Here is an 18,624-nt window from a genome sequence, read left to right on the forward strand (position 1 = left end):
TCATATATAATAAAGATGCACAACAACTCCTTCAAAACATATTGCTTCCTCCAATCCGGAGGGAGCTTTTTTTATTTTATCCAGTTTCAAATAGAGTCTGTTAGGTTACATACATAACAGGTTAAGCATAATCTGCATTTATTTGGAAATATTAAGAGAAAGCCTGAGAAGGAGAGTCATGTATGCCAGCGATCGTATCAGTTGCAGAAGCTGTACCTGCACATGTGCTAAGGCAGGAAAAGGTAATGGATTTTGCCAGAGATTTATTTTCAGAATCCTTTAAGGATATAGAACGGCTTTTAAAAGCTTTCCATAACGGACAAATTGAAAAACGCCATTTTGCAAAGGATCTGGAATGGTTTAAGGCAGACAAATCGTTTGAAGAAAGAAATAATGCTTATATTGACCAAGCTATTGAGTTAGGTACAAAAGCTATCAAGAATTGTTTAAATAGCGAAACGTTTCTTAAGAAACATATTCCTTATACAGAGATTGACGCGATCTTTACGATTTCAAGTTCAGGCATCGCCACACCAAGTATTGAAGCAAGAATCATGAATAAGCTCCCCTTTTCGGAACACACAAAGCGAATTCCAATTTGGGGTTTAGGCTGTGCGGGCGGCGCTTCAGGTCTTTCGAGAGCTTATGAATATTGCCTTGCTTTCCCTAAGGCAAAGGTTTTGGTTTTATCGATTGAATTATGCAGTTTGACATTCCAGCGCAACGACCGATCAAAAAGTAATTTAATCGGCACATCCCTTTTTGCGGATGGAGTAGCATGTGCACTTGTAACAGGCGATGATGTTAAAATGGAAGATTTTCAGAAGCAGGCGGCCATTCCCCGTATATTGGCGACTCAATCAACAACGATGCGTGATTCTTTGGATGTGATGGGCTGGGAAGTGAAGGATGAAGGCTTATATGTCGTTTTTTCAAAGGACATCCCTGCTATTATAGAAAGCTGGCTAAAACCGAATGTATCGGAATTTTTGCAAAAGGAGGGAATAAAAATGGAGGAAGTAAGCCATTTTGTTGCCCATCCCGGCGGAAAAAAGGTCATCGGAGCCTATCAAAGTGCCCTGCAGTTCGATCCGGCGATGACGAAAATATCACTTGAAGTTTTAAAAGAATATGGGAATATGTCATCAGCGACTATCCTGTATGTTCTGAAAAGATTTATGGAATTCGGCCAGCAAGGTGAAATGGGGCTTGCAACCGCACTCGGTCCGGGATTCAGTTCGGAATTGTTGCTTTTGGAGTGGGAGTGAAAACATGTTATTTTTCTTATTTATTACGATAATCATTTTACAGCGTGCATTTGAACTTGTGGTTGCAAAAAAAAATGAAAGATGGATGAAAGAGCGTGGAGCGCTTGAATTTGGCCAACAGCATTATCCGTGGATTGTATTGATGCATGTCCTCTTTTTTGTCAGCTATATCTTTGAAGTATTATTTTTTGAAAAAGGCCTGTCGCGTTTATGGCCAATACTTCTCTTTTTATTTGTCATCACTCAGACGGGCAGAATGTGGGCTCTGTTTTCTCTTGGGCGATTTTGGAATACAAAAATTATTGTCCTGCCAGGTGCAAATGTCGTAAGAAGGGGACCGTATCAATTTATAAAGCATCCTAATTATGCGATTGTATCAGCGGAATTTGTGGTGATTCCCTTAATGTTTCAGGCTTATATTACAGCGATTGTCTTTACATTGCTGAATTTATTGATCCTGTCCATCAGAATACCGGCTGAAGAAAAAGCACTTAAGGAACTAACCGAATACGAAGACGCATTTTTGAGGATCAGGCCAGAACCTGATAAAGATATTAAAAAAATTTGACAATTATATGAACCCTATTGAAAATGATTATCGTTCGTGATAAACTTCTAATTGAAGTTGAAAATTATTCTCAATATCATTCCAATAGGAAAGGTGTTGCTACATATGACAATCGTTTTCGTTGCCGGTACAATCGCAGCGTACTCACTAGTTATGAAACATGTCTTAAATAACGTTGCAAAACCACACACAAGATAAATATTATTGAATTGTTTGGAACCAGGCGGGTGCCTGGTTTTTGTTTTGTTATCAATTTCCATATTTTTGAAAATGTGTGAACTTAACGAATAAACAGTGGAAACTAGCTAATAAAATTAGTAATTTAGCGAACAAACATAGTCAATTGTCGAACATTATAGGGGAATTAACGAATAAGCTGCTAATATTTGCGAAGAAAATGATAACCTTATTATGATAAGCGGATTTTTAACAAGATTATTAGAAAAATCAATGAATAAGGACTCCCGTATAGGAAAACGCACGAAAATCATTTAAAATAGGTAGTAAATTGAAGTTACAAGGGGATAAATGTAAATGGCTAAAACGGCAATGCAACCAGGATTACAACAAACTGAATTATTGAACAAAATTACCGCTATACATACATATGCCAAGGAAAATCAGGATGGGCAGACGGCTGAAAGGGCAAAAGATCTGGCGTTAAAGCTAAAAGACCAGGAATTCGCCATTTCCTTTTGCGGGCATTTTTCAGCGGGTAAATCAAGCATGATTAACAAACTCGCGGGAGAGGACCTCCTGCCGTCATCACCGATTCCAACCAGTGCTAATCTGGTTAAAGTTAAATCTGGTGAAGAGGATTACGCAAAAGTTATATTTAAGGAAGGGAAGCCAAGACTGTATCCTGCACCATATGATTACGGGCAAGTAAAGTCTTATTGCAAGGATGGCGATTTGATCCAATCCATTGAGATCAGCCATTCCAAAACAAGTTTGCCAAAAAAGGCAGTCATTATGGATACACCGGGAATCGATTCAACGGATGATGCTCATAGAATTGCTACAGAGTCTGCTTTGCATTTGGCTGATCTTGTTTTTTATGTAATGGATTATAATCATGTCCAGTCCGAATTGAATTTCCTTTTTACAAAAGAACTGACGGCTGCAGGCAAGGAAGTTTATCTTGTCATCAATCAAATAGATAAGCACCGGGATGAGGAACTAAGCTTTGAGCACTTCAAAGAAAGTGTAAGAGACTCATTTGCTTCCTGGGGAGTGAAGCCTGCGCGGATTTTCTATACTTCTTTAAAAGATGAAAATCATAAAGAAAATGAGTTTTACACACTTCAGCATTTTATTAATGAGAGTATTGCTAACCGTGAAGAACTCCTGCCTGCTTCCGTCTTCAATTCCCTGAAGAAGCTTGCAGGGGACCATCTTAAATTTCTGAATGAATCAAATGCAGCGGAAAGGGAGAAATGGGAGAAAAAACTGGCGGAACTTGACCAGCAGGAACGGGACCAGCTTCCCATTAAATTGGCAACTATAGAAACTGAATTAAAGAAGCTGAAAACTTCCATAGATACAGCGGATATTGAGGTTAGCGACAAAATCGATGAAATACTGAAAAACGCATATCTAATGCCTTTCCAGACTAGAGAACTGGCTGAGTCCTACCTAGAGTCCCGCCAGCCTGAGTTTAAAGTCGGCCTTTTTTTCACCAAACAGAAAACAGAGCAGGAAAGGCAGGCAAGACTTGAACGTTTTTATCAGGACTTTTCCGAAAAAGTTAAGTCTCAATTGGAATGGCATTTAAAGGAGCTGTTTCTGCAGCAATTCAAAAAACATGATATTCACGATCCTGGATTATTGGCACAAGCCCAGGGATTCAGAATGCACTTTAAGCCTGCTCTTTTAGCTGAAACGGTGAAGACTGGCGCTATGGTTTCAGGCGATTATGTTTTGCAGTATACCAATGATACGGCCGAAGCTGTTAAAAGAGTAGCCAAGAACAATGCAGCCGTTTTAAAAGAAGCGCTGCTGGCTGCCTTAAAGGATAAAATCAGTCATGAGCAAGTAAAGCTTGAAAATGACCTGCTGCAACTGGAAACTTATTCCGAAGCATTAAATGCGTTAAATTTAATTAGTAAAAAAATCCAAACAGCAGCAAGCCAAATGGAGGCATACCTGGCAGGAAAGTATGCTCAGGAAGAGTTTCAAGAGAAAGCCAAAGTTCTTACAGCAGAGCATGTTGAAGAAGCTGAAGTTGTTTTCCTGCAAGAAGGGCAGGAAGAGAAGGAAGAGCAGTTAATGGAGCCGAAACATAATGAAGAACAGGGCATTGCTGAAGATGCTGTACCTGCCGTTTCTGTGCAGCCGGTTATTGAAAAGCTGAACTTCACCGCTCAGGCTGTTAAGGATCTGCCAGGCTTCAGGAAGCTTGCCGCAGACTTGGCCGAAAAAGCAGCAAGGCTTGAGAGCAAAGAATTCACTGTTGCACTGTTCGGAGCCTTCAGTGCTGGGAAATCTTCCTTTGCGAATGCTTTAATCGGCGAAAAGCTGCTGCCTGTTTCCCCAAACCCGACAACAGCAGCAATCAATAAAATAAAGCCTGTTTCCAGTGAGAATGCACACGGAACAGTTCTTGTAAAGGTCAAGGATTCCGAATCTCTCTTTAACGATGTAAATCATTCTTTAAGAGTCTTTGAATATACAGCCAGCAGTTTTGGCGAAGCAGCTGAAGCTATAAACAAAATTACTGGTGCCAACCAGGATTTCGATGCGAATGAAAAGACGCATTTTGCCTTTCTAAATGCTTTTTTGCGTGGATTTAATTTGTTCCGTGATCTGCTTGGGAACACAATTAAAGCTGATCTGGAAGAATTTAAGGATTATGTGGCCAATGAGGAAAAATCATGCTTCGTGGAAACGATCGAAGTATATTATGATTGCGAATTGACCAGGCAGGGAATCACACTTGTTGATACCCCTGGTGCGGATTCCATCAATGCAAGACATACAGGCGTTGCATTTGAATATATTAAAAACTCCGATGCTATTCTTTTTGTAACCTATTATAACCATGCCTTCTCGAAAGCAGACAGGGAGTTTCTTATTCAATTGGGACGGGTGAAAGATACCTTTGCCCTCGATAAAATGTTCTTTATCGTCAATGCCATTGACCTTGCGGATAACGAGGAAGAAAAAGAGTCAGTGCTTGATTATGTGGAAGACCAATTGGTGCAATACGGTATCCGCCGACCTCATTTATTTGGGATATCCAGCCTTCAAGCTCTGTCAGAAAAAATAGATAAAAGCAAAGAAGAAACATCCAATATCAGCTCCTTTGAAAAAAGCTTTTATTCGTTTATCAATCAAGATTTACTGAACATCTCTATTTCATCTGCAGAAACAGAATGGAAACGTTTGTTAGGTCAGTTAAGGTCTTATATTTCTTCTTCCCAGGAAAACAAAGACGTAAGGGTTCTAAAGCTGAAGATGCTGGAAGAAGAGCATAAAACAATTTCTGGCCTTATACGCAAACAAAAACCTGAATTGCTGTCTCAAAGGCTTGAACAGGAAACAGAAGAGCTTGTTTATTATATTCATCAAAGAGTATTTTTGCGTTTTGGGGATTTCGTTAAGGAGGCTTTCAACCCGGCACTTTTAAAGGATGACGGCCGGAACTTAAAGAAGATGCTGAAAGCAGCGCTTGATGATTTTCTTGCCAGCTTCGGATTTGATTTTGCCCAGGAGCTCCGTGCAACAACCCTTAGACTTGAAACTTATATTGCCAGGCTTCTCGGGCAGCAGCAGGAGACCATTTCGAAAAAAGCAGCGAATGTGAACAGCGATTTGTCTTTTAGTTTATATGAACCAACCGCATTGGACGGAATAGAATTTGAATCTGCTTTTTCAAATGAGGATCATACACAGTTTAAAAAAGCATTATCCTATTTCAAAAACCCGAAATCTTTCTTTGAGAAAAATGAGCGGAAGCAGTTGGCGGATGAGCTTGAGAATAGCTTGCAGGAACCGGCTGAGCGTTATTTGCAGGCTGAAAGTGCAAGGTTAAAGTTCCATTACAACAGCCTGCTGAAGAAAGAATTTGAGCGGCTGCTCGATTCACTCATTGAGCAGGCCAATGAATACTACGAAGGAATTACCGCTGCTTTAAAAGATGATTTCCCAATTGAAGAACTGAAAGAAATTGAGAGGGAAATTGCACAATACGAGAAATAATATTTGAAAGGTTGCTGTATTTCTCATGGAAAAATGGCTGTGTGCTACAGAAGAAAAATATAATATCGATATCTTTTTTGCATGCGAAGCAGGGAGCAGGGCCTGGGGTACAGATGATACGGAATCTGACTATGATATCCGCTTCATTTACAAACACAGAGACTTAAAGGCTTATCTTTCCCTTGAACGGGCAAAGGAGGTTATCGACACAGATATTCCTTTTGATGCGCATGGCTGGGATATTTTCAAAGCATTTGGCCTGATGAAAAAGTCCAATCCAAGTATTTACGAATGGGCATATTCACCCATTATGTACCGGGACAAGGAACAATTTTCTGTAAAGCTAAAGAGAATAGTAGAAGATGAATTTTCACAATATAAATTATTTCTGCATTACAGCCAGCTCCTGTCCCGTAATTTAAAGGAAGCTGCCAAGAAAGAAACAATCACAGAGAAAAAGCAGAAATTGCTTATACTGGCAGTGAGAGCTTTTTTAATCGCAAAACAGATACTCGTTACTGATCATTTGGATGGCCATTTTCTTTTCAGAGGGCTTTTTCTAACCAAGGAAGAAAATGATTTCACGCATTTTTATCGGGAGCTTGCAGAAGAAAAACAAAATGGACGGCTTATTAATGGGGAATATGCTGACACTATGATTGGCAGACTGGAGAAAGAAAAAGAGGCAATGATAGCTGCCGCTGAAAAATTGAATAAAGGCAGCAGCCAGATAACGTCCCTGAATGGATGGCTTTGGGAGCTGCTTGGGATATAGGCATAATGTCTGTAATCGAAAAAAGGAGAGCTATGGAGAAGAATTCTTTTCATGCATGCGCTACCTGTATTAACTTCCAAACTCAAAAGCGCAAAGATGGAATGTATTATTTTTGCAGCAGGCTTGGCTATGAAACGAAACCTGACTATCAATTTAACTGCTGGACTCCAAAGGAAAATGTAGTCCGGCTGATGGAAAAAAGAAAAGGGGAGAACCTGGGATGAAGTATGTAATCGAAAAAGAATGGCTTTTAAACAAACTTGACGATCCAAATGTAAGAATCGCGGATTGCCGTTTTAAACTGGGCTCGCCTGATGAAGGACGCAGCTTGTATGCTTTAAACCATATTCCAAATGCAGTCTATTTTGATCTTGAGAAAGATCTTTCTGGCCAGGTTAAAAAGCATGGAGGAAGGCATCCACTGCCAAAGCTGGATCAGCTTAAACACGCACTGGAAAGGGCGGGAATCAGCCGGAAAACAACTATTGTTGCCTATGATGGAGGGGAAGGAGCTTTTGCTTCACGGTTCTGGTGGCTGCTCCGCTATTTGGGACATGAAGAGGTCTATATCTTAAACGGCGGATATAAAGAATGGGTTGGCAGCGAAAATCCCGTAAATAATGAAATACCAAGCTTCGAATCTGCTGATTTTAACATTGAGCTTCAGCCTGAAATTCTTGCTCCTTATGAAGAGGTTAAAAGTCTGTCAGAAAACATCGATGCTGCTGTATTAATCGATTCCAGAGAAGCGAAACGTTACTTGGGGCTTGAAGAGCCAATCGACAAAAAAGCAGGACACATTCCAGGGGCAATCAATAAAGTTTGGCTTGAGGCTTATGAAAATGGCAGATTTAAAGAAATTGCAGAACAGGAGATAAGGTTTGCAGAAATCGATAAAAACAAGCCAGTGATCGTCTATTGCGGATCAGGGGTCACTGCAGCTCCCAATTTCCTTGCTTTAAAGGAAGCCGGCTACAGCAATGTAAAGTTATATGCGGGAAGCTTTAGTGATTGGATATCGTATGACGAAAATAAAATTGAAACTGTCGAAAAATAGAGAAATCCCTTCTAAAAAAGGGATTTTTTTACTGTAAGAAATATTATATAATTTAAAAGGTTTGATAGATTTAGATATTGGAGGTCCTAAATGAATACTTCAGGTTATACCATAACGAAAAAGCAAAAAACCGATATTAATCAAATATTGGTGACAACGGCTATAATTCTTATTCTTTCTGCAATCTTTCTTCCTATTTTCCTTCTGACTCCATTTCAGGCGTATATGTATAGGCCATCAGGAACCTGGGTATTTGAAGCGCCTAAATCCGCTTATTTAACATTTAGTTTTGCACTTGTAGCGATAGCGATTTTTATGATTGCAGGGGTTTGGCTTAACAGCGCAGGGAAGTTCGGCAAGCTTGGAAAACTGATAGTTGGCATCGGACTTTTTTCTTCGCTCGCCACATTAATACTCAGCTTTGACTATTACCATTACATCGATAAAAACGGAGTTTACTTTAATCGATTATTCAGTTTGGAAGAGAGGCACTATGAGTGGTCAGAGATAAAACAAGCGAGGCAAACGGTCAAAAATGAATGGGCATTATGTCAGATGATAAACTGATTTTTACCTTTAAAGATGGAACAGCCTATTCTTATCTGCTGAATGATAATATTCGCAAGGCTAGAATCGCGACATATTTTGAACTTGAAGAGCATGGAGTTGAATTGATAAGGGAAACAGAATAATTTCTGTAAAACTTTTCAAGAGAATGCGGGAGTTTCCCATGTTATAATAGTAATTACCGCAGATTAACGGCCAGTAATCTTCCTTTTTCTTGCGGAAGACAAACTGGCCGTAATGGTCGATATTATGAAACTCAGACTGAAGGCGCCACATCGTGTGGCAACGTCTGAGTGACCCGCATCGTGCGGGCCTCAGCTAACCATCAGAGGAAAAAAAACATTCCCTCTGATGAAAGTTTCACTAATGATTATAACCGGGAGGCGAAGAAATGAACGAAAACAAACCTTCACTGCTGCTTGTAGACGGGATGGCGCTTTTATTCAGAGCCTATTTTGCCACCGCCGTGTCCGGCCAGTTTATGATAAATTCAAAAGGAATTCCAACAAATGGAGTCTACGGTTTTGTAAAACACTTTTTAACAGCAGTTTCATCTTTCAGTCCTACTCATGTGGCTGTCTGCTGGGATATGGCAAGCAAAACCTTCCGTACAGAAATGTTTGATGGATATAAAGCAAATCGTCCTGAGGCTCCGATTGAGCTTGTGCCTCAATTTGATCTTGTAAAGGAAGTTGTTGAAGCTTTTGATGTTCCCAATATTGGATTAGAGGGATATGAAGCCGATGATTGTATTGGAACTATTGCGAAAAAAGCGAGCCAGGAAGCAGAAGTGCTAATTCTGACTGGTGACCAGGATATCCTGCAGCTTTTGGATAATAATATTTCTGTTATTTTATTGCAAAAAGGCTACGGCAATTACCTGGTTCATACAACCGAAACCTTTTATGAAGAAAAAGGCATTACACCAAAGCAGATGATCGACCTAAAAGCCTTCATGGGTGATACAAGCGATAATTATCCTGGTGTAAAAGGGATTGGTGAAAAAACCGCATTAAAGCTCCTGCAGCAGTATGAGCATATTGAAGGCGTCCTTGAAAACCTGGAGCAGCTGACAAAAGGGCAGCGCACCAAAATTGAACAGGATCTAGAGATGCTCCACCTAAGCAGGCAGCTTGCAGAAATAAAATGCGATGTGCCCGTTGAATGTCCACTAGATCTGGCCCAATTTACTTTGAACCGTGAAAAGGTAATCCAAAAATTCACCGAAATCGAATTCCGCGGCCTTCACCGCTTTCTTGATCTAAAAAAAGAATATGCTTAAAATGCGAACTCCAGGCTGCGGCATGGAGTTTTGTTTTTGATGCATGTTATATAGGCGGGGCAGCGTGTTAACTCGTTGTTCAGGAATAAACCTCAAACTTCAGCGCTTAAACTAATCAAAGCCGCGCACAAACCCCCGGCTTACGCGCACAAATCAGCCAACGCCGCGCGCAAAACGAGTGCCCGCGCGCAAATTCAAAATCCCCACGCCTAAACTAAATAAAGCCGCGCACAAACCCCCGGCTTACGCGCACAAATCAGCCAACTCCCCGCGCAAAGCGAGTGCCCGCGCGCAAATTCAAAATCCCCACGCCTAAACTAAATAAAGCCGCGCACAACCCCCGGCTTACGGCACAATCAGCCAAAACCGCGCAAAAACAATTTGAGTGACCCATAAAGCCGCCCCGAACAAAAAGCCGCCTTCTACAGGCGGCTATATCTGCATTATTTTGTATTTTTCTTTTTCGCAGCATTCTCCAGCTTGCTCTTCGGCTCTTCTGCAAATTCCGCATCCTGCCCGTATCCTTGAGGGTTTACGCCAGGAGCTTTCTTTCCTCTGTTTGTATGTCCATTTTTGCTCAAGTGATTCACCTCCCTTAAATAATCATTTGCCGATTTTGATAACCTTATTATTGTTTAAGTCTTTGTGTTTTAATCATCTCTATGCAGGGTACAAATTAGCAACTGATGCTGCATGCTTTTTCCTCAAATATGCTGGTTTTATTTCACAATGAAAATAAGCTCTATTCAGCATTTTCTGGAGGAATAATAACAATCTGCATACTTCACAATATAAAAGAGGTGAGTCTGAAATGAATAAAGGAGTTTATATAGCTCTGTTAAGTATAGGATTGGCACAGGGGCTGAAGATTCCCATCCATTATGTAAAAGAAGGGGAGCTTCGTCCGGATTTATTTTTCCAGACAGGCGGCATGCCGAGTTCCCATTCCGCAGGTGTTTCTTCCTTAACGACTTTTATTGCATTAAAGCGCGGAGTTCCGACTGTTGACTTTGCTCTGTCACTTGTATACGGTTTGATCGTTATGTATGATGCACAGGGAATCAGGCGCCAGACTGGTGAGCTTACATTAAAGGTAAACAGCCTTGGCGAGCTGGTGGATAAGATTCACAAAGATGAGACAGTAAAATTTGAAGAGGAAGGTCCAAAAAAGTTAAAGGAGATGCTTGGACATCAGCCTGCTGAGGTTTTAGGAGGAGCTCTTTTGGGAGTGCTTACAGGTGCGCTTGGCTATCTTCTTACAAAGAAAAAATAAATAGACACGACACAACGTGAAGCCGCCTTCAATCCATTTTCCTAAGATGGACAAACCCTGCCTGCATTCTGCAGAAAAAGGTAGATAATTGTCGAAAAATCAGGTAAGATTTAGGAGAAAGTAAAGGGAGCAGGGGAAGAGGGTAAGGTTTGTGAAGACAGTTGAAGAATATTTGCATTTTTTGCAAAGTAAAGGTTTTCAATTACGAGAAGACGCAATTGGCTTCATTTACTTTGGCAAAAATTATACAAATGCTTCAGATGAGCTTGCAAATGCGGCCATTGAATTAACGTTAAAAGTGCAGAAATCATTTGACGGGAGTTTTTACGTATCATTACTGGAAACACTGGTTTCAAATGAGATCAGCAGCAGGCGTGAAGCTGTAAAGTTTGTAAAAGAAAAATTGATTATCTAAAAAGGCGTGTCCACTTGAGAACACGCCTTTTGTTTTGCTGCCAATTAAGAAGCCGCTTTTTTCTTCAGGATGAAAAAGTTTTTCTTGGCAGGGATTTCTGCAAAAATCATGCCTGCAAAAATAAGCAGACAGCCAATCACTGCACTATAAGATAGCCTTTCGTTTGCCCATATAAATCCGGTTGCAGCTGCAAAAACGGGTTCCATTGCAAAAATGAGGGCAACCCTTGTCGGTGTTGTATATTTTTGAAAAGTTGTCTGTGCAAAGAAAGCGATGGCAGTTGCAAAAAGAGATGTCACAATGAGAGCCCCTAGCACATTAGATTTAAACAAAATTTCAGGCTGGAATGCCTGATGCCAGTTCTCAATGAAAAGTGCAAAAATCATCGACAACAGAGCTACAGTGGCTACCTGGATGACAGTCAACAGAAGGGCAGGATATTTGCTGCTGTATTTTCCCGTAAAAATAATATGAAGTGCAAAACCGACAGCACATATGAATACGAGTGCATCTCCAATATTCAGCGAGACTTTATCTGTCATTGTAAGCAGATATAGTCCAACAGTTGCAATTGAGACTCCTGTAACGGCATTAATTCCCGGCTTGATTTTTAAAAGCATGAAAGAAAATACAGGAACCATTACTACGCTTAAACCGGTAATGAACCCAGCTTTAGATGAAGTAGTGTACAGCAGGCCCACTGTCTGGAAAGCGTAGCCAACAAATAAAAAAAGGCCCATAATGACCCCTGAAGCCAGCAGTTTCTTATCTAGAAGCTTCAGCTGTTTTTTCTCGAAAAGAACGAGCCATCCTCCGAGCAGAAGGGCTGCAAGGAAAAAACGAACACCATTAAAGGAGAATGGTTCCAAAAATGCTATGGCATTTTGCACGAGCACAAAGGTGGATCCCCAAACTAAGGCAACAAGCAAAAGGCTTATATCCGCGAATATTGTAGATCTGTTCATTATTTATCTTGCCCTTTCGTTTTAATGTTGCGGATGGCTGCCCGGGCTAATTCATCAGCTGCTTTATTATCCGAACTAGGCACCCATTTCATAAAGAATAAATCAAATTGACTCGTGAGCTTTAAGGCTTCTTCAAGCAGGGGGGCAAATTTTTTATTTTTTACAAATTCCTTTTCTACCGCACGATTTACAAGCTGTGAGTCTGTACGGAAGGATACAATTTTATAGCCCTTTTCAATACATATTTCCAGGGCCTTTAAAAATGCACGGTATTCTGCTTCATGATTCTCCATTTCACCTAAAGGAAATGAGTAGCGCTCAACTTCTCCATTATTTTTTATAAAAATGCCTGCACCGCTTGGTCCGGGATTGCCGGCACTCGCACCATCAATATATACTTCAATCAATTGCTCTGCCTCCTGTTTTTTATGTAGGGGTAACTGGTTATGGCAAGGAGTGAGTTTCACTTTATTTAATACTGCAATAGGGTAAACTAAATGTAGTTTATCATAAAAATCCTTTATATAGCAGAAAAAGGATACCATTTTGGCATCCTTCAATAATTTAGGCTTATTTTACCAGAAACCGTTTGGCCAAATATCCAAATGGGGTATCAAGTACAGCTATGAAAAATTTAAGGACATAAGTCGTGAAGAATATTTGAATCCAATCCTCCATTGGGAATACGCCAAGGAAAGCAATGCTGGTAAAGATTAGCGTATCCAATAATTGGCTTATCATAGTGCTGCCATTATTCCTAATCCAGAATTGGTTTTCTTTTGGAAATTTCTTTTTCAAATAGGTAAAGATATAAACATCAGTCATTTGGCTGACTAAATAGGCAGCCAGGCTTCCTGCAGCGATCCGCGGCAGAAAGGAAAAAATGGTGCTAAGAGCTTCATGGGCAAAATCCGTTTCATGCGGTTTAAACAAAAGTACCATCTGCATGATGAGGGTCATTGCCAAAAGTGTAAAGAAACCAAGCCAAACTGCTTTTTTTGCTTCGTCTTTCCCGTACTTTTCATTCAGAATATCCGTAACAAAAAAAAGCGGTTCCGTACATGGCGTTCCCCAGCGTTGCAGTCATGCCAAACATTTCAACCGTTTTAACTACTTGAAGATTGGCCATTACAGTTGAAAAACCAATCCATACGAACAAGCCGGTTTTTCCAAAAAGGCGGTACATGGATAGAACTAATATAAAATTGATAAGTGCAAAGAATAATCCAAACCATTCATTGAACATCGTTAACCTCCTAGTTTTGATAATGCGGGAGTTTCCGAACCGCAGGTGTCTATTTGATTGTCATTGATCATTATACCTTGAAATATACTCAGTTAGTACCAGAATGAGAAAAGAATAAGAAATGCAACTATTGCAAACCGTTTTAATAAAGCTGACCGGCTAAAAAAATACAGAAAGGCTGAAAAAAAATGAAATATAAAGTGGAATGGAAATATAAACTAAAAGGGAATGAAGATGTTCATTTTACTTCAGACTGGATTGACGGGGAATCGGCTTTGCAAGTAGGAGAGGATATAGAAAGGTCCGGCAAGGGGAAAGACGTTATCTACTATGATGAAATTGGCACATCATGGAGTACCAAGGAAATGAGGAAGCTTTTAACGGAAGTAGAGGAGGATCCGCATGATATTACCGTATTTTTTGATGGCGGATTCAATAAAGAAACAAACCAGGCAGGACTTGGGGCAGTGATTTACTTTAAACAGGGCAAAAAGAAATACCGTATACGGGCAAATGAGCTTTTTGATGAAATGGATAATAATAACGAAGCAGAATATGCTGCCATTTATTTTACAGTAAACCTTCTTGAGGAGATGGGTGTTCATCATATGAGCTGTGAGTTCAAGGGAGATTCCCAGGTGGTACTGAAACAGCTTGAAGGTGAATGGCCATGTTATGAAGAAAGCCTTAATCGCTGGCTTGACCGGATTGAAGAAAAGATTAAAAAGCTTGGAATTCTCCCAAGATATACACCCATTCCGCGTAACGAGAACAAAGAAGCGGATAAGTTGGCCGGCCAGGCACTTGAAGGGAAATTCATTAGTAGCAGAATGCAGGTCATATAATTGGAAACAAGGAAGGCGTGAAAAATTTGAGCAGAAAGGAAATATTCAATGAAGTGGAGGAACTGATGGCCAGCTATTGCAAAGGCTGTTTTCTTCATAAACACCACAAAGAGGAAAAAGGACGCAGATATGCCCATCGATTTTGCATAACTGAATGCACGGTTGGTGAAAAAATTAAATCGATCGGAAGCAAGCTGAGCTGACTTCTAGGCGGTTTGCTGACAAAATAAAAGGCTGGCAGATGCCAGCCTTATTATTGTTATATTTGAATTATAGTTTTACAACGTTTGCAGCTTGAGGTCCGCGGTTTCCTTCAACGATTTCAAAAGAAACTTCTTGGCCTTCTTCTAAAGATTTGAAACCTTCGCCTTGGATAGCAGTGAAATGTACGAATACATCGTCTCCGCCTTCAACTTCGATGAAACCAAAACCTTTTTCGTTATTGAACCATTTTACTTTACCGTTTTGCATGTTTAATTTTCCTCCTAAGCCTTTCAAGACACTTCTGGTGCCTTAGATGAATATTACCACCTAACAAAACATAGAGCAGATATTTTTTGAAATAACGGAAATATATTCTGTTAAATGATGATTATAATATACACGAATGGGCACTTTCCGTCAAGGAATACAAGGGCATTTTCACAAAAAACAATAAAATATTTTAAATATTTAAAAATTTGTGCTCAATTTTTAGATTTTCAATATTTTATAAGTGTTTTTGATATCATATTTAATTTTTTTCTTCATATTTATTATTAATTATATTGTTTCTTAAAGGGTGAGGAAATGTACCGGTTTTCCATTGAGAATCAGGATTGGATCTTGAGGTTTTCACCCAATATCCAAATTGAAGCGGAAGAAAAGCAGGCCATAATCAGTTCAATCCTTCAGCTTGGAAGAGAGCTCCCTTTTTTTCCGCATGGAGATTCATTTATCATTATGAATGACTTATTAGGCATCATCGTATTTAATGTTGAAAAAATCCCATCGATGATTTTAACTGTCTCCAACATTGTCACCGAAAATAAATGGTACATCCAGAAGAATCTTACAATAAAACCGTACAAGAAAAACTGATCGGCGAAAGCCGATTTTTTTGTTGGGCAATTAATTGCGAAAAGGTTAAAAAGACCTGAGCCTTTCGCCTTATGCAAGCGCTTTCCTTATTGGTTTAAAATAAGTGTGTAGGAATCTATTAAAATAAATGAGGAGGGACAAAGGTGAAAGGGCTTAAACAGATTATGTTCATGGCCATAGCAATCATTATGGTCACATCTAATTTTTTATCCCCATTTATGCAAACGTTTGCATCAGCGGAGGACACAACTAACAGTGCCGTTACGAGCGTCACTATTCATTACCAGCCTGCAGAAGACAATACGAAGGACTGGAATTTATGGATATGGCCCAAAGACGGTGACGGACAGGTTTTTGAATTTTCGGGAGAAGATGAGTTTGGGCTAGTAGCCGAGGTTGACCTGCAAGGGATCCACAATGAGGTTGGATTTATCGTTCGTACAGATAGCTGGGAAAAAGATGGAGGAGACCGCTTTATTGACGTCCAAAGCGGCAATGACGAAGTCTGGGTAAAAGGAGGCGACGAAAATACATATACATCACCTCCAGACGGGGAATACCGCAATTTTCCATCTTTTGAAAAGGTAAAGGTGAAGCTTCATTATTTCCGTTATGATGGGAACTATGAAGGCTGGAATTTATGGACATGGCCATATGATGGAGAGGGAAAGAGAGTAGACTTTACATCAGAGGATGATTTTGGAAAAGTGGCTGAATTTGAACTGGAGAAACCAGAAGGGATGACGAAGTCTGGATTCATTGTAAGGAAAAGTGCAGACGGAAATGATTGGGCCATGAAAGAATTCGGTGACCGTTATATTACAAAGTTTGATGAAGAGGGGAACGCTGAAATCTGGGTTGTACAAGGCACAGAAAGGATTTACTATAATCCTGCCTACATTGATACGCACCCAAGAATTTTAAATGCCGCAATGGATGGCTTTAACCAAATAACGCTGGAGACCAATTTTCCTTTCGAGTGGAGAAAATGGGAATCACAATTAGAAATCGAGAACGCAGAAATTAAAGAAGTTGTTCCTTTTGACGGAAATAAAGACAAAGAATTCACTAATAAGGTAAAAGTGAAAACCGAAAATAAACTGGATTTCAACCACTCCTATCGTGTTTTCATGAATTCATTTGGAGAAGCTGATGTTACGATTGGCAAGGTTGTAAGGTCAGAGGAATTTGATGAGGCGTTCTATTATGATGGTGAACTGGGAAACCAGTATTCCAAGGAAGAGACTTTCTTCAGGCTTTGGGCTCCTACTGCCAGTGAAGCAGTATTAGTTATGTATGATAGCTGGGATGACCAAACCGGTGAAGAACTGCCTCTGGAAAAAGGGGAAAAAGGCACATGGTCAACAGTCATGGCTGGAGATCAAAACGGTTTAATTTACAATTATAAAGTTAAGATCAGCGGAGAATGGACGGAAGCGACAGATCCATATGTCCGGTCAGTTACGGTGAATGGCGACAGGGGAGTTGTAATGGATTTAGATTCAACAGACCCGGACAACTGGAACAGCCGCAAGCCTAAATTAACAAATCCTGAGGATTCTATCATTTATGAAGTCCATGTCAGGGATTTATCCATTCATGAAGACAGCGGCATCGAAAATAAAGGGAAATTCCTTGGAGCAGCAGAGAAAAATACCGTAAACTCTGATGGTGTGGAGACGGGCTTAAATCATATTAAGGATCTGGGTGTGACACATGTTCAATTCCTGCCAATCTATGATTATCGCACGGTAGATGAAACGAAGCTTGATGAACCTCAATTTAACTGGGGATATGATCCGAAAAACTATAATGTACCGGAAGGCTCCTATTCTACTGACCCATACAATCCTGCTTCTAGAATTAAGGAACTTAAGACGATGGTCCAGGAGCTTCATAATCAGCAGCTGCGGGTTGTAATGGATGTAGTTTACAACCATGTATTTGCTGTAAATGAGTCAAGCTTCCACAAGCTGGTTCCTGGCTATTATTTCCGATACAACGAAGATGGAACACTGGCAAATGGCACAGGCGTAGGCAATGATACTGCCTCTGAAAGAAAAATGGTTGAAAAGTTTATTGTTGATTCTGTCACTTATTGGGCGAAGGAATATAATTTGGATGGATTCCGCTTTGATTTGATGGGGATCCATGATAGTGAAACAATGAATGCAGTCAGGGATGCATTGGATAAGATTGATCCTTCTATTATCACCATTGGAGAGGGCTGGGATTTAAACACTCCTCTTTCAGCTGACAGGAAGGCCAACCAGAAAAATGCAGAGGATATGCCTGGCATCGGCCATTTCAATGATGGCATCCGCGATGGCTTAAAGGGCAGTGTATTTAATGAACTTGATAAAGGTTTTGTAAACGGCAAAGAAGGCATGGAGGAATTCATTCAGCAGGGAATCGCAGCAGGAATGGATTATGCAGAAACAATGGCCACGTATAAAGATCCTGAACAAGTAGTAACATATGTTGAGGCTCATGACAACCACACTCTTTGGGATAAGCTTGAACTAACAAACCCTGATGCTACAGAAGAAGAGAGAAAGAAAATGCACAAATTGGCTTCCGCCATTATATTGACATCCCAGGGTGTTAGCTTTGTCCATGCCGGGCAGGAATTTATGCGGACAAAATACGGAGACCATAACAGCTACAAGTCACCTGACAGTATCAACCAGCTTGACTGGGACCGCCGGGCAGATTTTAGCAATGAAGTTGGCTATTTCAAAGGGCTGGTTACTCTTCGCAAGCATTACGAATCATTTAGAATGACTACAGCAGAAGATATTCAGTCACACCTTAAGTTTCTGGAGGGTCCGGAAAATACAGTAGCGTACAGCCTGGATGCATCAGCATTCAACGATAAAGCCAATGAGCTTGTTGTTGTCCATAACGCCAATGAAGAGTCTGTGGAAGTCACTCTCCATGGCAATGGCCCATGGCATTTGCTCGCAGATGGCAATCAGGCAGGTGTAAAGACACTTAAAGTGTACCGCTCAAAAACCATCGAAGTTCCGGCTTTAACAAGCTTCGTACTGAAAAGATAAGCGGGCATAAGGAGAATCCCTTTA

19 protein-coding genes and 1 pseudogene are annotated in these 18,624 nt (G+C 40.3%); 15 read left to right on the forward strand and 5 right to left on the reverse strand.

What is annotated here, in order from left to right; genetic code table 11:
- Positions 1–182: 182 nt before the first annotated feature.
- The 9 genes from IQ19_RS07890 (at position 183) to IQ19_RS07925 (ending at position 9,717) form a co-directional block, all read left to right on the forward strand.
- Positions 183–1,268 carry a type III polyketide synthase gene (locus tag IQ19_RS07890; RefSeq protein WP_144541692.1) on the forward strand — a complete coding sequence of 362 codons (1,086 nt, stop codon included), beginning with the start codon at positions 183–185 and terminating at the stop codon, positions 1,266–1,268.
- Between the two features lie 4 nt (positions 1,269–1,272).
- A complete protein-coding gene (locus tag IQ19_RS07895; RefSeq protein WP_144541694.1) occupies positions 1,273–1,836 on the forward strand; it encodes an isoprenylcysteine carboxyl methyltransferase family protein in 564 nt (187 codons plus the stop codon).
- Between the two features lie 534 nt (positions 1,837–2,370).
- Positions 2,371–6,036 (forward strand): dynamin family protein, encoded by a 3,666-nt coding sequence (locus tag IQ19_RS07900; RefSeq protein WP_144541696.1) that lies wholly within the window; start codon positions 2,371–2,373, stop codon positions 6,034–6,036.
- A 25-nt stretch (positions 6,037–6,061) separates the two neighbouring features.
- Positions 6,062–6,811, forward strand: a complete 750-nt coding sequence (locus tag IQ19_RS07905; RefSeq protein WP_144541698.1) for a nucleotidyltransferase domain-containing protein — start codon at positions 6,062–6,064, stop codon at positions 6,809–6,811.
- Between the two features lie 32 nt (positions 6,812–6,843).
- The gene (locus IQ19_RS07910) at positions 6,844–7,035 is read left to right on the forward strand and encodes a hypothetical protein (protein ID WP_144541981.1); all 192 of its coding nucleotides are present in this window, start codon (positions 6,844–6,846) and stop codon (positions 7,033–7,035) included.
- Positions 7,032–7,868 carry a sulfurtransferase gene (locus IQ19_RS07915; RefSeq protein ID WP_144541700.1) on the forward strand — a complete coding sequence of 279 codons (837 nt, stop codon included), beginning with the start codon at positions 7,032–7,034 and terminating at the stop codon, positions 7,866–7,868. The genes IQ19_RS07910 and IQ19_RS07915 overlap by 4 nt, the downstream gene beginning before the upstream one ends.
- Positions 7,869–7,958: 90 nt before the next feature.
- A complete protein-coding gene (locus IQ19_RS07920; RefSeq protein ID WP_242020926.1) occupies positions 7,959–8,435 on the forward strand; it encodes a hypothetical protein in 477 nt (158 codons plus the stop codon).
- Positions 8,417–8,560, forward strand: a complete 144-nt coding sequence (locus IQ19_RS28435; protein WP_242020927.1) for a hypothetical protein — start codon at positions 8,417–8,419, stop codon at positions 8,558–8,560. Before IQ19_RS07920 ends, IQ19_RS28435 begins: the two co-directional genes overlap by 19 nt.
- 266 nt (positions 8,561–8,826) lie before the next feature.
- A complete protein-coding gene (locus IQ19_RS07925; protein WP_144541702.1) occupies positions 8,827–9,717 on the forward strand; it encodes a 5'-3' exonuclease in 891 nt (296 codons plus the stop codon).
- Between the two features lie 443 nt (positions 9,718–10,160).
- Here the strand turns inward: IQ19_RS07925 and sspL are convergent, their stop codons facing one another.
- Positions 10,161–10,298 carry a small, acid-soluble spore protein L gene (gene sspL / locus IQ19_RS07930; protein WP_026581140.1) on the reverse strand — a complete coding sequence of 46 codons (138 nt, stop codon included), beginning with the start codon at positions 10,296–10,298 and terminating at the stop codon, positions 10,161–10,163.
- A gap of 230 nt (positions 10,299–10,528) precedes the next feature.
- On the opposite strand from sspL, the gene IQ19_RS07935 reads away from it, so the two are divergent.
- Together IQ19_RS07935 and IQ19_RS07940 are read left to right on the forward strand one after the other, a co-directional pair.
- Entirely contained in the window at positions 10,529–10,990 is a 462-nt protein-coding gene (locus IQ19_RS07935; RefSeq protein ID WP_144541704.1) for a divergent PAP2 family protein, read from the forward strand.
- A 151-nt stretch (positions 10,991–11,141) separates the two neighbouring features.
- Entirely contained in the window at positions 11,142–11,405 is a 264-nt protein-coding gene (locus IQ19_RS07940) for a DUF6123 family protein (protein WP_144541706.1), read from the forward strand.
- Between the two features lie 44 nt (positions 11,406–11,449).
- On the opposite strand, the gene IQ19_RS07945 is transcribed toward IQ19_RS07940, so the two are convergent.
- The 3 genes and pseudogenes from IQ19_RS07945 to IQ19_RS07955 form a co-directional block, all read right to left on the reverse strand.
- Positions 11,450–12,370, reverse strand: coding sequence for a DMT family transporter (locus IQ19_RS07945; RefSeq protein WP_144541708.1), 921 nt, complete (start codon positions 12,368–12,370; stop codon positions 11,450–11,452).
- Entirely contained in the window at positions 12,370–12,777 is a 408-nt protein-coding gene (locus tag IQ19_RS07950) for a reverse transcriptase-like protein (RefSeq protein ID WP_144541710.1), read from the reverse strand. The genes IQ19_RS07945 and IQ19_RS07950 overlap by 1 nt, the downstream gene beginning before the upstream one ends.
- Positions 12,778–12,940: 163 nt before the next feature.
- Positions 12,941–13,616 (reverse strand): annotated as a pseudogene (locus IQ19_RS07955) (queuosine precursor transporter).
- Between the two features lie 188 nt (positions 13,617–13,804).
- Between IQ19_RS07955 and IQ19_RS07960 the strand changes: the two are divergent.
- Both IQ19_RS07960 and IQ19_RS07965 read left to right on the forward strand, forming a co-directional pair.
- Positions 13,805–14,461, forward strand: a complete 657-nt coding sequence (locus tag IQ19_RS07960; RefSeq protein WP_144541713.1) for a ribonuclease H family protein — start codon at positions 13,805–13,807, stop codon at positions 14,459–14,461.
- A gap of 26 nt (positions 14,462–14,487) precedes the next feature.
- Complete coding sequence (locus IQ19_RS07965; RefSeq protein WP_144541715.1) at positions 14,488–14,664, forward strand: zinc-finger domain-containing protein; 177 nt, start codon at positions 14,488–14,490, stop codon at positions 14,662–14,664.
- Between the two features lie 67 nt (positions 14,665–14,731).
- Here the strand turns inward: IQ19_RS07965 and cspD are convergent, their stop codons facing one another.
- Positions 14,732–14,932 (reverse strand): cold-shock protein CspD, encoded by a 201-nt coding sequence (cspD, locus tag IQ19_RS07970; protein ID WP_009332654.1) that lies wholly within the window; start codon positions 14,930–14,932, stop codon positions 14,732–14,734.
- 318 nt (positions 14,933–15,250) lie between these two features.
- Here cspD and IQ19_RS07975 point away from each other — a divergent pair, with 318 nt between their 5' ends.
- Together IQ19_RS07975 and pulA are read left to right on the forward strand one after the other, a co-directional pair.
- The gene (locus IQ19_RS07975; RefSeq protein ID WP_144541717.1) at positions 15,251–15,541 is read left to right on the forward strand and encodes a hypothetical protein; all 291 of its coding nucleotides are present in this window, start codon (positions 15,251–15,253) and stop codon (positions 15,539–15,541) included.
- 164 nt (positions 15,542–15,705) lie between these two features.
- A complete protein-coding gene (gene pulA / locus IQ19_RS07980; RefSeq protein WP_144541982.1) occupies positions 15,706–18,600 on the forward strand; it encodes a type I pullulanase in 2,895 nt (964 codons plus the stop codon).
- The last annotated feature ends 24 nt before the right edge of the window (positions 18,601–18,624 follow it).

The organism is Cytobacillus oceanisediminis (assembly GCF_007830235.1).
GTDB lineage: Bacteria > Bacillota > Bacilli > Bacillales > Cytobacillaceae > Cytobacillus > Cytobacillus oceanisediminis.

Excerpts from the sequence above, each read along its gene's own strand:
- cspD (WP_009332654.1), bottom strand. The coding sequence starts at position 14,932 with ATGCAAAACGGTAAAGTAAAATGGTTCAATAACGAAAAAGGTTTTGGT.
- pulA (WP_144541982.1), top strand. The coding sequence starts at position 15,706 with ATGTTCATGGCCATAGCAATCATTATGGTCACATCTAATTTTTTATCC.
- IQ19_RS07935 (WP_144541704.1), top strand. The coding sequence starts at position 10,529 with ATGAATAAAGGAGTTTATATAGCTCTGTTAAGTATAGGATTGGCACAG.
- IQ19_RS07905 (WP_144541698.1), top strand. The coding sequence starts at position 6,062 with ATGGAAAAATGGCTGTGTGCTACAGAAGAAAAATATAATATCGATATC.
- IQ19_RS07920 (WP_242020926.1), top strand. The coding sequence starts at position 7,959 with ATGAATACTTCAGGTTATACCATAACGAAAAAGCAAAAAACCGATATT.
- IQ19_RS07925 (WP_144541702.1), top strand. The coding sequence starts at position 8,827 with ATGAACGAAAACAAACCTTCACTGCTGCTTGTAGACGGGATGGCGCTT.
- IQ19_RS07975 (WP_144541717.1), top strand. The coding sequence starts at position 15,251 with ATGTACCGGTTTTCCATTGAGAATCAGGATTGGATCTTGAGGTTTTCA.
- IQ19_RS07960 (WP_144541713.1), top strand. The coding sequence starts at position 13,805 with ATGAAATATAAAGTGGAATGGAAATATAAACTAAAAGGGAATGAAGAT.
- IQ19_RS07915 (WP_144541700.1), top strand. The coding sequence starts at position 7,032 with ATGAAGTATGTAATCGAAAAAGAATGGCTTTTAAACAAACTTGACGAT.
- IQ19_RS28435 (WP_242020927.1), top strand. The coding sequence starts at position 8,417 with ATGTCAGATGATAAACTGATTTTTACCTTTAAAGATGGAACAGCCTAT.
- IQ19_RS07910 (WP_144541981.1), top strand. The coding sequence starts at position 6,844 with ATGGAGAAGAATTCTTTTCATGCATGCGCTACCTGTATTAACTTCCAA.
- IQ19_RS07895 (WP_144541694.1), top strand. The coding sequence starts at position 1,273 with ATGTTATTTTTCTTATTTATTACGATAATCATTTTACAGCGTGCATTT.
- IQ19_RS07900 (WP_144541696.1), top strand. The coding sequence starts at position 2,371 with ATGGCTAAAACGGCAATGCAACCAGGATTACAACAAACTGAATTATTG.
- IQ19_RS07945 (WP_144541708.1), bottom strand. The coding sequence starts at position 12,370 with ATGAACAGATCTACAATATTCGCGGATATAAGCCTTTTGCTTGTTGCC.
- IQ19_RS07890 (WP_144541692.1), top strand. The coding sequence starts at position 183 with ATGCCAGCGATCGTATCAGTTGCAGAAGCTGTACCTGCACATGTGCTA.